This is a genomic window from Ruegeria sp. CE9 (assembly GCF_056537425.1).
In genome coordinates this window covers 89,330-102,791 of sequence record NZ_JBQFRO010000005.1, presented here as the reverse complement: position 1 = coordinate 102,791, position 13,462 = coordinate 89,330, and the positions used below count along the sequence as shown (strand labels likewise).

The window sequence follows — 13,462 nt, the reverse complement described above, 5'->3', positions numbered from 1 at the left end:
TCCGTGTGGCGGTTGTGTCCGAGGTCCAATTCGCGCAGCCGTCACACACCCCCGGGTCGTCTCCGCGGCGGGCACACATACGGTTTCTGCATCGCAGCAATCTTGGCAACCTGCTGGATAGCCAATTCTGGTCTTCGGCTGTTTCTGCCCATTTTTTAGACCAACACTTAGGTGTGTGATTAAAATCTGATCAATTGATGCGGAAACTCGCAAGTCTGCGGCAACACATAATAGTGTTCCGGCCCTGCAACTGGGAGACAAAGTGCACAGAAAGTCTGTTTGCGGGTGCACTATTACACAGATTCCAACCATATCTGTCGTCGAACACCACAAGCCGCCGCGCGCGGCGGGGGCGGTGAATCTCAGTACAAAACTGCTGGGTGAGCGATCAGTTTTGGACAATTTCCGGCAATCAGGGTCACTGAAGTGCCTGTTTCCCAGAAACAGTTCGAACAATCTCGAGGCCGTTTTGTTGAATACAGCGGGGGGCGTGACAGGTGGAGACGCTTTCCGGTTCTCAGCCACGGCTTCAGAAGCAACTTCTCTGTCGCTTACGACGCAGGCTTGCGAACGGGCCTACAAATCGCAGCCCGGGGCCTTTGGGCAGGTTACCAACCACTTGGTTGTTGCGCCGGATGCACGAATGAACTGGTTGCCGCAAGAAACGATTTTGTTCGACGGAAGCGCATTGGACCGGCGTCTAAGAGTTGAGGTGTCAGCCGGTGCCGAGATGCTTTTGGTTGAGCCCCTGATCTTTGGACGCTCGGCCATGGGAGAGACGCTGACCGACGTCCGACTGCGCGACCGGATTGAGGTTTGGTGCAACGGACAGCTTGCCTTTCTGGACACGATCAGATTCTCCGGCAACCTCAATGAACGGCTATCCAAGCCGCATTGCGCAAATGGGGCTGGGGCGATGGCGTTGGTCGTTTTTGCCTCTTCGGCTGCAGAGGGCCAGTTGCATACCATTCGCCAAATGCTGCCAGACACAGCCGGAGCCAGTCTGGTCCAACGTGATCTGATGGTCATTCGCATTCTGGCCAAAGACAGCTTTCTTCTGCGCTGCGAACTGATCCCGGTTTTGCGCCTGTTGAACAACGACAATTTGCCCCGATGCTGGATGCTTTGAGATGAACCTGACACCTCGTGAAAAAGACAAACTGATGGTCGCTATGGCCGCTGAAGTCGCCCGGAAGCGGCTGTCTCGGGGGGTCAAGCTGAACCACCCCGAAGCCATCGCCCTGATCACGGACGCAGTGATTGAGGGCGCGCGCGATGGTCGTTCGGTCGCTGACATGATGCAGGCTGGTGCCGAGGTCATTACGCGCGACCAATGCATGGAAGGCATCCCCGAGATGATCCATGAGGTGCAAGTCGAGGCAACCTTCCCAGACGGGACAAAACTTGTCACCGTCCACAACCCCATTCGCTAATCTATCAAGGAGTACGTAAATGAACCGTATGCTATTTCCAGCGTTTGTTCTCGCAGGACCTGCCTCGGCCCACACCGGCACACATCTGCACGCTCATGGCACGGACTATGCGCTGCTTGCGGTCGGTCTGGGGGCCATTGTGCTACTGGCGATTGCAGTGATCTCGAAGCTACCAAAATGATTCCGGGAGAGTTGTTTCCGGGCGTGGGTGAGATCACCCTGAACTCAGATGCCCAGACGGTAACGCTGATGGTGGCCAATACCGGCGATCGCCCAATCCAGGTGGGCTCGCATTATCACTTCGCGGAAACAAACCCAGCTCTGGAATTCGACCGCACAGAGGCGCGCGGGCGACGCCTTGATATCGCGCCGGGCACCGCGGTGCGCTTTGAACCGGGTCAAAGCCGCGAGGTCACGCTGATCCCGATCGGGGGTAATCGCCGAGTGTTCGGTTTCAATCAGCAGATCATGGGAGCACTCTAATGCCAGCCACTATCAATCGCTCGGATTATGCCGCGATGTTCGGCCCCACGACGGGCGACAAACTGCGGCTGGCCGATACTGATCTGATAATTGAGGTCGAGCGCGATCTGACGACCTATGGCGAAGAGGTCAAATTCGGTGGTGGCAAGGTAATCCGTGACGGGATGGGGCAGTCACAGGTCACGCGCGCCGAAGGGGCGGTAGATACAGTTATCACTAACGCGCTGATCGTCGATCACTCTGGGATCTATAAAGCGGATGTCGGACTGAAAGACGGACGGATCGCCAAGATTGGCAAGGCCGGAAATCCGGACACACAATCTGGTGTCGACATCACTATCGGCCCGGGCACCGAAATCATTGCCGGTGAAGGGCGTATCCTGACGGCCGGGGGTTTTGATAGCCACATTCACTTTATCTGCCCGCAACAAATCGAAGATGCCCTGCATTCAGGACTGACCACCATGCTTGGTGGTGGTACCGGTCCCGCCCATGGTACACTGGCGACCACTTGCACACCCGGCCCTTGGCATATCGGACGGATGCTGCAGGCTGCAGACGCCTTTCCAATGAACCTCGCCTTCGCGGGCAAAGGGAACGCTTCGTTGCCTGCAGCGCTTGAAGAACAGGTTGCGGCTGGGGCTTGCGCGCTGAAACTGCATGAAGATTGGGGCACAACCCCTGCCGCAATTGATTGCTGCCTGTCGGTGGCCGATGCGATGGACGTGCAGGTCATGATCCACACCGATACGCTGAATGAATCCGGGTTCGTTGAACACACAGTTGCCGCCATGAAGGGCCGTACCATTCACGCCTTTCACACAGAAGGTGCGGGCGGAGGACACGCCCCCGACATTATCAAGATCTGCGGCGAAAACCACGTTCTGCCATCGTCGACCAACCCAACACGACCCTTCACCGTAAACACGGTTGAAGAGCATCTGGACATGCTGATGGTCTGCCACCACCTCGACAAATCCATCCCCGAGGATGTTGCGTTTGCCGAAAGCCGTATCCGGCGCGAGACTATCGCCGCCGAAGATATCCTGCATGATATGGGCGCCTTCTCGATCATCGCATCAGACAGTCAGGCCATGGGACGTGTCGGCGAGGTTCTGATCCGCACCTGGCAGACTGCGGACAAAATGAAGAAACAGCGTGGACGCCTGCCCGACGAAACCGGCGAGAATGACAACCTGCGGGTTCGCAGGTACATCGCCAAGTATACGATCAATCCGGCGATCGCGCATGGGCTTAGCCATGAAATAGGCAGCGTTGAGGAAGGCAAACGCGCAGACCTTGTACTGTGGAACCCGGCCTTTTTCGGGGTCAAGCCCGAAATGGTCTTGTTAGGCGGTACTATTGCGTGCGCACAGATGGGGGATCCAAACGCCTCAATCCCAACGCCTCAACCGGTCTATAGCCGCCCGATGTTTGGTGCCTATGGCCGCTCAGTTGAAAACTCGGCGATCACCTTTGTGTCTGAGGCCGCAAAAGCCGATGGCATTGGGGAAACGCTCGGCCTGGCTAAACAGACGGTTACCGTCCGCGACACGCGGAATATCGGCAAGCAGGATTTGTTGCTGAACAATGCCACCCCCCATGTCGAGGTGGACCCCGAAACATACGAGGTTCGCGCAGATGGCGAGCTGCTGACCTGCCAACCCGCCGAAGTGCTGCCGATGGCGCAGCGCTATTTTATGTTCTGAAACTAGGAGGCCAACGATGACCACCGCGATCAAAACCGCGCGCATCTATCACGATCATCATCACGCGCAGGCATATGCTCAGGTTTCATTGGACTATGACGGTCGTTTCCTGCGCCGCAAGATGCTGGCCACCGATGAAGGTGAGGCGTTTCTTGTCGATCTGGCGCAAACTCAGTCGCTCAACCACGGTGGAGTGCTGATTTTGGAGGACGGGCGTGAGATCGAAATCATCGCAGCGGCCGAAGAACTGCTGGAGATCCGCGGGGAGAACCTGCCTCGACTAGCGTGGCATATCGGTAACCGGCACACGCCTTGTCAGGTCGAGTCCCAAAGATTGTTGATCCAACGCGATCACGTTATTCAAGATATGCTCAACAAGTTGGGTGCTGAGATTTCGAAGGTTATTGAACCCTTTACGCCCGAAGGTGGCGCCTATGGCCACGGCAGGACCCATGGCCACGCACACTGACGCCCATATCCTCACACTGGCCCAGTGGTTATCGCCAGCTTACCCCGTCGGAGGATTTGCCTATTCTCACGGCCTAGAAGCAGCGATTGAAAACGGATCCGTTACAAACGCGGACGCGACTGCAGACTGGGTTTTGGAAGTGTTGGAAAATGGCTCGGGCTGGAACGACGCACTGTTTCTTGTTGCCGCCTATCTGGCCCGGAATGCCGTGGAATTGTCCCATGTCGATGCCACGGCGCGGGCTTTCTGCGCCTCATCAGAACGTCTGATGGAGACCAATAATCTGGGTCAAGCATTCGGGACTGTAACAAGCGATGTCTGGGGCTTGGATCTAGGAGCATCCACGTATCCCGTTTCACTTGGTCGCGCCGCGCGGCTGCAGGACATTCCACTTTTGTTGACGACAAAGCTGTTTCTACAAGGGTTTGTCAGCAATCTGGTTGCGTGCGCGACTAGGTTGGTCCCGCTGGGACAGACCGAGGCCCAAAACCTGATCCGGGATTTGACCCCTCGATGCGCCCGCATCGCTGAATTGGCCCAAACTGCCGATCTGGATGACCTGAGTTCCACCGCCTTTTTGACCGATATCGCATCGATGCAACACGAAACTCAATATTCAAGGATTTTCAGAACATGAGCAGCATGAACGGCCCCCTTCGTGTAGGTATTGGAGGCCCGGTTGGGGCCGGAAAAACCACCCTTACCGCCGCATTAGCCGAAATCTTGCGCGATGCCTGCTCGATGGGCGTCATCACCAATGACATTTATACGCAGGAGGATGCAGAAGCCTTGATGCGTATGCAGGTCTTGCCTCAGGACAGGATCATCGGCGTTGAAACCGGTGGCTGCCCACACACGGCAATTCGCGAAGACGCCTCCATCAATCTTGCAGCTGTCGCCGAGATGCAAGTGCGCCATCCAGATCTGGATCTTGTTCTGATCGAGAGTGGCGGCGACAACTTGTCCGCCACTTTCAGCCCAGAACTTGCTGACTTGACAATCTATGTAATCGATGTGGCCGCCGGAGAGGAAATCCCCCGTAAAGGCGGACCTGCCATAACCAAATCTGACATCCTGATCATCAACAAAACCGATTTGGCACCACATGTTGGCGCATCGCTTGAAGTGATGGAGCGCGACGCGAATAGAATGCGCAACGGAAAACCCTTTGTCTTCTCTTCGCTTCGCCATAGGCAAGGAATTGGCGAAATCGTTGATTTTCTGGTTCAATCTGGCGGTTTGGTGTTGTCGCAAAGAGGGGTCAAAGCTTTGACAGCGTAGTTTGCTGAACTCCATTTTCTGATATGGAAAGCGAGCACCGCGCCGCTGGCCTTCTGCGCTAATGTGCCTAGACGCGCGAACAAAGCTTTGACGACTAGCTGTCCGATCATCGCGGCGCAAACTCAATATCCCTTACGAGATTCAGCTGTACTTTGCCCTGAATCTCTTCGGTGCACATTCGATCAGAAAACGGTGGCGCAATCCAAATCTATTGGCTCTCAAAACCTGATGGGTTCTTCGATTGCCAATGCCAGGCCGTTCGACATATCTCTGTCAGGCCCCGCTGTGCGCTCCAGCCAAGCAGTTTTTGGGCTTTTGAAACATCGGCAAAACTGCGCGCCACGTCCCCATGGCGCCTTTCTGCGATTTGATACGCAATCTCTTTACCCGAGGCAGCTTCAAATGCCTTCACCATTTCCAGCACAGTATAACCAGTTCCGGTTCCTACATTGATGGCCTCGCAACCCTTGTTCTTGAGCGCATATTTGACGGCAGCCAAATGCGCATCAGCCAGGTCATCAATGTGAATATAATCGCGCTCGCCCGTACCATCCCGGGTTTCATAGTCATCGCCAAATATACTAAGCGCCTTCAGCCTGCCAACAGCCACCTGAGAGATATACGGCAGCAGGTTGTTCGGAATCGTGCGAGGATCCTCGCCGATATCACCGGATTCATCTGCCCCGACGGGATTGAAATACCGCAAGAGAACAGCGCTCGCTTGTGGTCGTGAGGCAACCCAGTCGCGAATGATTTCTTCTATGAAGTATTTTGTTCGTCCATACGGGTTGATGGGATTTAGGGGATGATTTTCATCGTAGGGGAGATACTGCGCCTCACCATAAACGGTGGCAGATGATGAAAATACTATGTTTTCGCAACCATGTCGCTGCATACAATCCAGAAGGTTTATGCTGCCTGAAACGTTCTGCGCATAGTATTTCAGCGGTTTTTCGTTGGATTCACCAACCGCTTTCAAACCTGCAAAATGTATGACTGCGTCGGGGCGAAACTCTTGAAAGACCTCGTCAAGCACATCAGGAACGCAATAATCGCCAACGCGCGTTTCAAAATTCGCGTTGGTAAGCTTCTGAACCCGGCGCAACACTTCAGGCGAACTGTTAGAGAAATTATCCAGAGCCAAAACATCGCTACCGTCTTGCAGCAACTTTAGTAATGTATGGCTACCGATATATCCGGCACCACCGGTCAACAGGACACGCATTCCACCATATTCCTTGTCATCTCGCTAGATTCGAAACCTATTGAGCAAACGGGTCTTTATACCAACCCATTCGTTGCTTTAGCACCGCCCATAAGAATGGAGGCTCGTGCACGATGTAGCGATGAAATCTTGCGCGCGGCTCTTTTATCAAACGGTATAACCATTCAAGACCCCACTCGGTTATCCACACCGGAGGGCGCGCGAAACCGCCGCTTTCATAGTCAATCGTACCACCCAAAGGTAGCCAGAGCCGAACACCCGGCATTCTGTCGCGATACTTCATTATGAATTTTTCCTGGCGACCACCCGCAAGCCCAACCAAGCAAACCGTCGCACCTGACTCATTGATCACCGAGATCATACGCTCGATTTCATCTGGATTACGGTCAAAATCAAATGCCGGAGAGTCAGTTCCGACAATGAACTCGCGACCGGTCTTGGCATTGATTTTTTGAGCAGCTTTTTCTGCGATGCCGGGTTTGCCGCCACACAGAAACACCTTTATGTCAGGATTGTCTTTGTGATGCATGTAGAACTTGGGAAAATAATCCGATCCTGAAACACGTTCCTGCACCGGGGTCCCAAGCCACTTCGTCGCAAAATACATGATCTGACTATCACACGTAATGACGTCGAACTCGTCGATGATGTCATAAAACTCACGGTCTTGTTGCAATTTCATGATCATATCGACATGCAATGTCAGCATCGCCCCTTCGGTGAAATTCGCCACCAAGTCGTCCATCGCCAGGTCATGGACATAGGCGTTCAGCATAGGGACTCTTTTAAGATCCGCTTTGTTGATCCCGTCGGTCATTAAGCCGTCTCACTCATGTATTGATCAACGAGGCTCTTGGTTCCAAGAATGTTGGCCTTGGAAGACGCGCCAAAGACAATACTCTCGACACCGGGTAGTTCACTAATCCAATGGATTGCCTCGTCGGCGGGGATTGCACCACTAGCGTAGACGGACATTGCCACGGCCCGGACACGCCCAGATTTCAACGCGTCGAGATATGCATCCAATCCGCCGGACATGCGAAACCCGATTTTATTGATGTTGGAACAGATAATTGGCCGATTGATGCCCTCTTTTTCAAGCGCCTCAAGCAACATCGGCATATTCATTGTGATATAGGCAGGTTCAGCCCCATAATTTTCCCGGATATGTTCATCAAATATCTTGAAGGCGCGCGTGAAACCCATTCCAAGCAAAAGGTCCGTGAACACATTCTGAATGAAGACAACCGGGGCTTTAGTACCCGCGAACATCTTCATTTCCATGTCGATCAGCACCTTCGCTATCCCGTCAATTTCCTTTGTCGCGAGCGCTTTGGTGCCGGTCAGTGCAGTCGCGAGCAATCCGTCCTTGGGCATGAATTCCTTCAATGCACCAACCATGCCAAACTCGGTTACGGCGTTAGCGTATTTGTGGGCATAGGGCATACAAGGGTAGAACTTAAACGAGGAATAGCGTGCCGGATCATCCCTTACGCGGCGTGCGATGGCACCAATGCGATCATGCGTGGTACACATGAAGGTGTTGATGCCGGCATCATACGCCGTATCTAACACATTCATTATGGCGTCCGTTTTTTGAAACCGCATCGCTTGCGCACGCGCTTTTTCTTCGGACATGTGATTGATACCAAAAAACTGGTTATCGCCAAAAAGAAGTTTTTCCATCACCATCTCCTCAGCGCCCAAACCAGCTGCGTTTCTTCATAGATTGTGGTGCCATAGCTCTGGCTTCACCGACCGAAAGCCCGGTCTCGGCATTCTCAACAATCATTGCCATGGTTTTGTCTGTGGCCGTCGCTGAGGCAAAGTCATTTTGGACTGCCCTGGTCCCGCCCGCGGCGACGGTTTCGATAAAATCATCGAGTTGGGCAGAGTACTCTTCACCTCTCAGATAAAACCATCTGTCTTCTGTCAACTCGGTTGTGTATTTGACGGTCCATCCTGCGTCGTAGCCCTCTAGACCCTCGACTGGCTTGCGCAAATAAACTTGGCATTCTTGCCGGTCGGCGTAGAGACGACCATTAGTCCCAATCAAGCTGATCTTGGTCGACATTTTCCGATGGCTTTCATCTGACCAGTTCACTGACAGTTGGGCCGTCGGACCATCGTTCCAGCGCAGCGTGGAAAACACTTCGTCATCTGTACTTTCCGAAAATATCTGCCCAAGATATGAGCCCATGACCATATCCGGAGCGCCAAAGAACCAATTCAACAGATTGAGCGGATGAGCTGCATAGTCATACAGACAACCACCGCCCTCGGCCTTATCGGTGCGCCATGTGGTACGTTTGGGGCGTAGTACAACGGGACCATAGGCCTCGGCCAAAACATGGGTGATGCGACCAATCGCGCCAGCATCTATCAGGCGCTTCATCTCCTGGAATGCACCAACATACCGATAATGATACCCGACTTGCGCGATCAGGTTTTTCTCAGCCGCCAAATCGGTAAGCCGCTGACTGTCAGCCCAGTTCAGACAAAACGGCTTTTCGCAAAATACGTTGATTCCCTTGTCCAAGGCCGTTTGCACCATTGAGGCATGCAATCGCGAGGGTGTGGCAATGACTACCGCATCAAGAACTTCTTTGTCCAAAAGATCATCATAGTTTTTGTAAATCTTGGTCGAGAGGTTCTTGCTTAGCACATCCACCATGAAGCCTGTGCCATCGCAGGCAACAGTGTCCGCCTTTGGATGGGCATTCACCATCGAGAAATGCGAAAGACCCATCTTGCCAAGGCCGACAACAGCAATTTTGATTTTCTCACTCATTAACACATTGTCCGTAAAACGTTGTTTTCAAAAGATACTAGCGACGATCAAATTTTGGTCTTCTTGAACACACTTTCCGGTATGTTGCGGATGATGGTCATAATGAACCACCAAATTGGCCGAACATAAATCACATTGCGCCCGGACGACACTGCAGACGCTATTTTGTTCGCCACTTCTTCGGGTTGCGCAGTCAATGCTTTGGGCAAGTCCATATTGGCAGTCATCTGTGTCGCGACAAAACCGGGCAGAACAGTGACCACATGAACATTCTTCTTGGCCAAACGATTGCGAAGTCCGGAAAGAAATGCGGTGAACCCCGCCTTTGCCGATCCATAGACGTAGTTGCTGGCCCTGCCCCTATCGCCGGCGACCGAGCTTATCCCGACCAATGTACCTGCCCCACGCTCTTCAAATCGATTGGCGAGAGCAGCCAATATGCTTGCCGGGCCTTCATAGTTGCTCCGCATCACCAATACGGCAGCCGCCATATCGGATTCATTTTCGGATTGGTCCCCCATATAGCCAACCACCGTAATGGCTATGTCTGGCAAGTCAGGAAGACCGTCTAGAAAGTTCGAATAGTTTTCGATATCCAACGCATCAAATTCGTGCAACGTGGCCGCAACTTGATAGCGCACTTCGAGATCAGTCTTCGCTTTGTTGAGGTTTTCGACATTTCGCGCTGCCAATTGAACCGAATGCCCCAAAGCCGCAAATTTATGGGCAACAGCGAGCCCGATATCGGATCTCGCGCCAAGGATCAGAACCGGACCCGTATTCATATGGATAACCTTTCAGATTGGGCCGAGCAAAATACTCCGTCGGCTTTGAATGTGGAGCGTGTATCCAAGAAGTCGGGCACGCGGGTATCACTTCGGCGCAGGACATCTGCAGTCATGCGCGCATCTTTTGCCAGATAGAACCGACCACCATAATCGATCGTGATCGCGTCGAGCTCTGTCAGCAGCTTTAGGTTCTTGGCGTTTGCTGGAAAATCCAAAGCCAACGTGTAGCCCAGCATCGGAAAGGAAAATTTGCCGCTTTCCGGTCCAAACCGTTTGAGAACCGCCAGGAATGAACCACCACCAGAATTGGCGATCGCGCCTAAAAGCGTCTGCAGCCCTTCCTTGGAACTCTCCAATGGCAGTGCGCATTGGAACTGCAGAAACCCGCGTCGTCCATAGGCTCGGTTCCAATCTAGGATTGAATCAAGCGGATAAAAGTAGCTGTCCCAGTCGACAAGTCTGGTCCGTGAACCACGAGTGCCTTTCCAATAATATGCCGCGTTGAACGCCTTAACGACATGGCTCGATAGCAGAAAACCAGGGAAATCAAATGGAAGTCGTTTTTGCGACTTAGGCGTTAGTGCAAACCGATCGCGTGCTTGGCGTTCGGTCAGAAGCTCAGGTGTTGCATGCTCTCCCAACATCACAAGCGACCGCCCCAACGCATCACCGGATTGCAAGCAATCGATCCAGGCCACAGAGTATGTGCTGTCTTGAGCCTCCTCAAAAGCATCCATCGCTGAGGTGAGGTTCGGCGCAGGGATTGTAGTTTGACTAATCCAGCCGGTCCTTACCCTTTTGAGACGAATGGCAGCGCGCAAAATAATCCCGGTCAACCCCATGGCACCAGGTATCCAGGAAAACACAGCTGCATTCTCGGCGGCAGAGCATCTTTTCACATTTCCGCTTGAATCCATGACATCCAACCATTCCACACATGCAGCCATCGAGCCTTCTTTGTGGTGGTTTTTTCCGTGAACATCTGCAGCAATCATGCCGCCAAGTGTTACGAATTTGGTTCCAGGCGTAACCAAAGGAAACCATCCGCGCGGCAAAAATGCTGCAATGATGTCCGCCAATAGAACACCCGCTTCTGCCACAAGCACACCGTTTTGATCATCAAAGGCAATCATGTGGTTGAACTTGCTCATATCAAGCGTCAGTCGGGACGAGATGGCGCTATCCCCATAGGCTCGCCCATTTCCGCGCGCAATAACGTTACCGACTGACACGGCATCGGCCAGTTCCGATTCGGATGCCGGTGTTGCCAACTGTGTTTCGACAGTGGGGTACCTGCCCCAACCGGTCAGTTTCATGCACGAGCCTCCGGGCCGAGGGCCGAATCTGTGAAAACAAAGCGACGATCCAGGTTGTATTTGACGACATAACCGACGCACAGACCTAGAACCGCTCCGGTTTCGCGCATGAGATCCGTCTTCCAGATAAACCAGAACGCGCTCTCCGTTCCCCAAAAGATCGCCGTTGTCACGATCCCCATAACGGTATAGAGCCCAAATTTCCTGCTGTGGGCTGCAACCCCCGACGCTGTGCACATAAATATCCAACGCTTATCGAGCACATACTTGACAACAAGGCCCACGATAGTCCCGGCCCCGACAGCCATCATGAACATGGCTGTCGAAGTCCCGCCTGTCAGGACCAGCCGCTGGACAGCGAGATTGGCAACTGTTGCGATTACAGCGAATGCCGAATACCGCACAATAAGCGTCGTCAAGTTCATAAGAACGCGCCTCCTAAGGCGCAAATCAATATGGCTGCGCCGCAAATCAGGCTGACACGATCTCTTGCTGCAAACACCACGGGGTCATCGTGCATATGTCCACGATGCGTGATCATGACGATCCGTGTAATCCAGTACAACAATATCAGACAGACACCCCAAAGTGCCTCAGGATGCTTGTAAAGCGAGACAACAACCGGGGAATTTACATAAAGCGCCATCACGAGAACAGACACAAATCCTGCTGATATCGCCACCTGACTGATGATTGAAAGATCATCAACAATGTATCCACGTCCGCTTGCGCCAAGCTTACCACGCTTGGCCGTATCTATGAGCTCAGCCTGCCTTTTGACTGCAGCCAGCGACAAGAAAAAGAAAATTGAGAATGCCAACAACCAGACCGAAAGCGACAATCCAGTTGCTACTCCACCTGCGGCAAGCCTCATTGTGTACAAGATCGCAAGCGTACAGATATCCACGATAGTTCGGCGTTTTAAGTCCAGAGAATACGCCATCGTTGCAGCGAAATATGCCAACAACGTCAATAACAACATAAGGCTCAGACTGCCGGCAATTACAAATCCCGTTATCAACAATCCTGCTGCAAGCCAGGTGCCATGGGCTATCGGCAACGCGCCGGAAGCAAATGGTCGCTTGCACTTGCGAGGATGCATTCGATCTGCTTCCAGATCCAGCAGATCATTAAAGACGTAGCCTGCAGAAGCAATCATCGAAAACGCAATGAACGCCAGAAATGACTGAAAGAACGTAATTGCGTCGTATTGGTGAGCTGCCAGCATGGGAAGAAAAATCAGGATGTTCTTCAACCACTGATGCGGTCGCAGCGCTTTGATATATGGTTTGATCGATGTAGGTGACGTGGTCAAATGTTCCACTTCTGATGCCAAAGTGTCGACCTGTCCGCGCAAAGCACCGGGAACATTGACAGTGATGGCGCGCTTGGCTTCGGACCAAACCGGCAGATCCGCTTTGGCGTCTCCCATATACGCGAAACCTTCGTGCGCGAAGCGTTCCTTTAAAAATTCGGCTTTCTTTGTGCCCTTCAGATTCAGTGTTCCGTCAGAACCATGAACCTCATCAAAGATGCCAAGATATTCGCCAATACTCTTCGCAATCTGTTCATCGCTTGCTGTCACAAGAGCGGCCTGACCGCCGTGACCTCTCCAATTCTTGATGTAAGAAATAACCTCAGGATCATAAGGCAGAGTGCTAACGTCGATATCCCCATCTGCAGCAAGCCTGCGCTTCAGAGCAGCCCTTCCGCCCATCAACGAGCGCGCGGCGCGAAACAGATTTTGCCAGCTACGGCCAAATGCGCGCCAGAACGTTTCATACAGCATATCGGAACGCAGCAGGGTTCCGTCTAGGTCTACGACCAGCATTGGTCTGCTTTGATTTTCTGCCAATGCATCACTCATAAATCATTCTCCATCCACCCCGGATACGAACAAAACAAAATAACTACAAAATCGCCTTAGCATCTAATGTGCGTTCCTTTTAGTTGTATAGGACTGCACA

The 13,462-nt window shown here is 52.9% G+C and carries 16 protein-coding genes; 8 read left to right on the top strand and 8 right to left on the bottom strand.

Annotated features, from left to right (window positions below; all coding sequences use genetic code 11):
* Window positions 1-355: 355 nt before the first annotated feature.
* Genes ACR0B3_RS11555 through ureG form a run of 8 tightly spaced genes read left to right on the top strand, consistent with a single transcriptional unit; the run spans window position 356 to window position 5,375 of the window.
* Window positions 356-1,129: an urease accessory protein UreD gene (locus ACR0B3_RS11555; RefSeq protein WP_480809201.1), complete on the top strand. Its 774-nt coding sequence runs from the start codon at window positions 356-358 to the stop codon at window positions 1,127-1,129.
* Between the two features lies 1 nt (window position 1,130).
* Complete coding sequence (locus tag ACR0B3_RS11550) at window positions 1,131-1,433, top strand: urease subunit gamma (RefSeq protein WP_480809200.1); 303 nt, start codon at window positions 1,131-1,133, stop codon at window positions 1,431-1,433.
* Between the two features lie 19 nt (window positions 1,434-1,452).
* Window positions 1,453-1,614: a peptidase M23 gene (locus tag ACR0B3_RS11545; RefSeq protein WP_480809199.1), complete on the top strand. Its 162-nt coding sequence runs from the start codon at window positions 1,453-1,455 to the stop codon at window positions 1,612-1,614.
* A complete protein-coding gene (locus tag ACR0B3_RS11540) occupies window positions 1,611-1,916 on the top strand; it encodes an urease subunit beta (protein ID WP_480809198.1) in 306 nt (101 codons plus the stop codon). The genes ACR0B3_RS11545 and ACR0B3_RS11540 overlap by 4 nt, the downstream gene beginning before the upstream one ends.
* On the top strand, window positions 1,916-3,625 hold the full coding sequence (gene ureC, locus ACR0B3_RS11535) for an urease subunit alpha (RefSeq protein ID WP_480809197.1): 1,710 nt from the start codon (window positions 1,916-1,918) through the stop codon (window positions 3,623-3,625). The genes ACR0B3_RS11540 and ureC overlap by 1 nt, the downstream gene beginning before the upstream one ends.
* A 16-nt stretch (window positions 3,626-3,641) precedes the next feature.
* On the top strand, window positions 3,642-4,094 hold the full coding sequence (locus ACR0B3_RS11530; protein ID WP_480809196.1) for an urease accessory protein UreE: 453 nt from the start codon (window positions 3,642-3,644) through the stop codon (window positions 4,092-4,094).
* The gene (locus ACR0B3_RS11525) at window positions 4,060-4,731 is read left to right on the top strand and encodes an urease accessory protein UreF (RefSeq protein WP_480809195.1); all 672 of its coding nucleotides are present in this window, start codon (window positions 4,060-4,062) and stop codon (window positions 4,729-4,731) included. Before ACR0B3_RS11530 ends, ACR0B3_RS11525 begins: the two co-directional genes overlap by 35 nt.
* Window positions 4,728-5,375 (top strand): urease accessory protein UreG, encoded by a 648-nt coding sequence (ureG, locus tag ACR0B3_RS11520; protein WP_480809194.1) that lies wholly within the window; start codon window positions 4,728-4,730, stop codon window positions 5,373-5,375. Before ACR0B3_RS11525 ends, ureG begins: the two co-directional genes overlap by 4 nt.
* A 208-nt stretch (window positions 5,376-5,583) precedes the next feature.
* Here ureG and galE read toward each other — a convergent pair whose 3' ends face one another.
* From galE to ACR0B3_RS11480, 8 genes are read right to left on the bottom strand one after another with little or no spacing between them, the layout of a single operon-like run.
* Window positions 5,584-6,600 (bottom strand): UDP-glucose 4-epimerase GalE, encoded by a 1,017-nt coding sequence (gene galE, locus ACR0B3_RS11515; protein ID WP_480809193.1) that lies wholly within the window; start codon window positions 6,598-6,600, stop codon window positions 5,584-5,586.
* Between the two features lie 37 nt (window positions 6,601-6,637).
* The gene (locus ACR0B3_RS11510; protein WP_480809192.1) at window positions 6,638-7,417 is read right to left on the bottom strand and encodes a WecB/TagA/CpsF family glycosyltransferase; all 780 of its coding nucleotides are present in this window, start codon (window positions 7,415-7,417) and stop codon (window positions 6,638-6,640) included.
* A complete protein-coding gene (locus ACR0B3_RS11505) occupies window positions 7,417-8,286 on the bottom strand; it encodes a hypothetical protein (RefSeq protein WP_480809191.1) in 870 nt (289 codons plus the stop codon). The genes ACR0B3_RS11510 and ACR0B3_RS11505 overlap by 1 nt, the downstream gene beginning before the upstream one ends.
* A gap of 10 nt (window positions 8,287-8,296) precedes the next feature.
* Window positions 8,297-9,391 (bottom strand): Gfo/Idh/MocA family protein, encoded by a 1,095-nt coding sequence (locus tag ACR0B3_RS11500; protein WP_480809190.1) that lies wholly within the window; start codon window positions 9,389-9,391, stop codon window positions 8,297-8,299.
* 47 nt (window positions 9,392-9,438) lie between these two features.
* Entirely contained in the window at window positions 9,439-10,176 is a 738-nt protein-coding gene (locus ACR0B3_RS11495; RefSeq protein ID WP_480809189.1) for an SDR family oxidoreductase, read from the bottom strand.
* Window positions 10,173-11,495: an FAD-binding oxidoreductase gene (locus ACR0B3_RS11490; protein ID WP_480809188.1), complete on the bottom strand. Its 1,323-nt coding sequence runs from the start codon at window positions 11,493-11,495 to the stop codon at window positions 10,173-10,175. Before ACR0B3_RS11490 ends, ACR0B3_RS11495 begins: the two co-directional genes overlap by 4 nt.
* Complete coding sequence (locus tag ACR0B3_RS11485; RefSeq protein WP_480809187.1) at window positions 11,492-11,920, bottom strand: GtrA family protein; 429 nt, start codon at window positions 11,918-11,920, stop codon at window positions 11,492-11,494. Before ACR0B3_RS11485 ends, ACR0B3_RS11490 begins: the two co-directional genes overlap by 4 nt.
* Complete coding sequence (locus tag ACR0B3_RS11480) at window positions 11,917-13,362, bottom strand: UbiA family prenyltransferase (RefSeq protein WP_480809186.1); 1,446 nt, start codon at window positions 13,360-13,362, stop codon at window positions 11,917-11,919. Before ACR0B3_RS11480 ends, ACR0B3_RS11485 begins: the two co-directional genes overlap by 4 nt.
* Window positions 13,363-13,462: the final 100 nt, after the last annotated feature.

What these genes read in the sequence shown, in the direction of transcription:
- ACR0B3_RS11550 (WP_480809200.1), top strand. Translation starts at nt 1,131, where the DNA reads ATGAACCTGACACCTCGTGAAAAAGACAAACTGATGGTCGCTATGGCC.
- ACR0B3_RS11545 (WP_480809199.1), top strand. Translation starts at nt 1,453, where the DNA reads ATGAACCGTATGCTATTTCCAGCGTTTGTTCTCGCAGGACCTGCCTCG.
- ACR0B3_RS11540 (WP_480809198.1), top strand. Translation starts at nt 1,611, where the DNA reads ATGATTCCGGGAGAGTTGTTTCCGGGCGTGGGTGAGATCACCCTGAAC.
- ureC (WP_480809197.1), top strand. Translation starts at nt 1,916, where the DNA reads ATGCCAGCCACTATCAATCGCTCGGATTATGCCGCGATGTTCGGCCCC.
- ACR0B3_RS11530 (WP_480809196.1), top strand. Translation starts at nt 3,642, where the DNA reads ATGACCACCGCGATCAAAACCGCGCGCATCTATCACGATCATCATCAC.
- ACR0B3_RS11525 (WP_480809195.1), top strand. Translation starts at nt 4,060, where the DNA reads ATGGCCACGGCAGGACCCATGGCCACGCACACTGACGCCCATATCCTC.
- ureG (WP_480809194.1), top strand. Translation starts at nt 4,728, where the DNA reads ATGAGCAGCATGAACGGCCCCCTTCGTGTAGGTATTGGAGGCCCGGTT.
- galE (WP_480809193.1), bottom strand. Translation starts at nt 6,600, where the DNA reads ATGCGTGTCCTGTTGACCGGTGGTGCCGGATATATCGGTAGCCATACA.
- ACR0B3_RS11510 (WP_480809192.1), bottom strand. Translation starts at nt 7,417, where the DNA reads ATGACCGACGGGATCAACAAAGCGGATCTTAAAAGAGTCCCTATGCTG.
- ACR0B3_RS11505 (WP_480809191.1), bottom strand. Translation starts at nt 8,286, where the DNA reads ATGGAAAAACTTCTTTTTGGCGATAACCAGTTTTTTGGTATCAATCAC.
- ACR0B3_RS11500 (WP_480809190.1), bottom strand. Translation starts at nt 9,391, where the DNA reads ATGAGTGAGAAAATCAAAATTGCTGTTGTCGGCCTTGGCAAGATGGGT.
- ACR0B3_RS11495 (WP_480809189.1), bottom strand. Translation starts at nt 10,176, where the DNA reads ATGAATACGGGTCCGGTTCTGATCCTTGGCGCGAGATCCGATATCGGG.
- ACR0B3_RS11490 (WP_480809188.1), bottom strand. Translation starts at nt 11,495, where the DNA reads ATGAAACTGACCGGTTGGGGCAGGTACCCCACTGTCGAAACACAGTTG.
- ACR0B3_RS11485 (WP_480809187.1), bottom strand. Translation starts at nt 11,920, where the DNA reads ATGAACTTGACGACGCTTATTGTGCGGTATTCGGCATTCGCTGTAATC.
- ACR0B3_RS11480 (WP_480809186.1), bottom strand. Translation starts at nt 13,362, where the DNA reads ATGAGTGATGCATTGGCAGAAAATCAAAGCAGACCAATGCTGGTCGTA.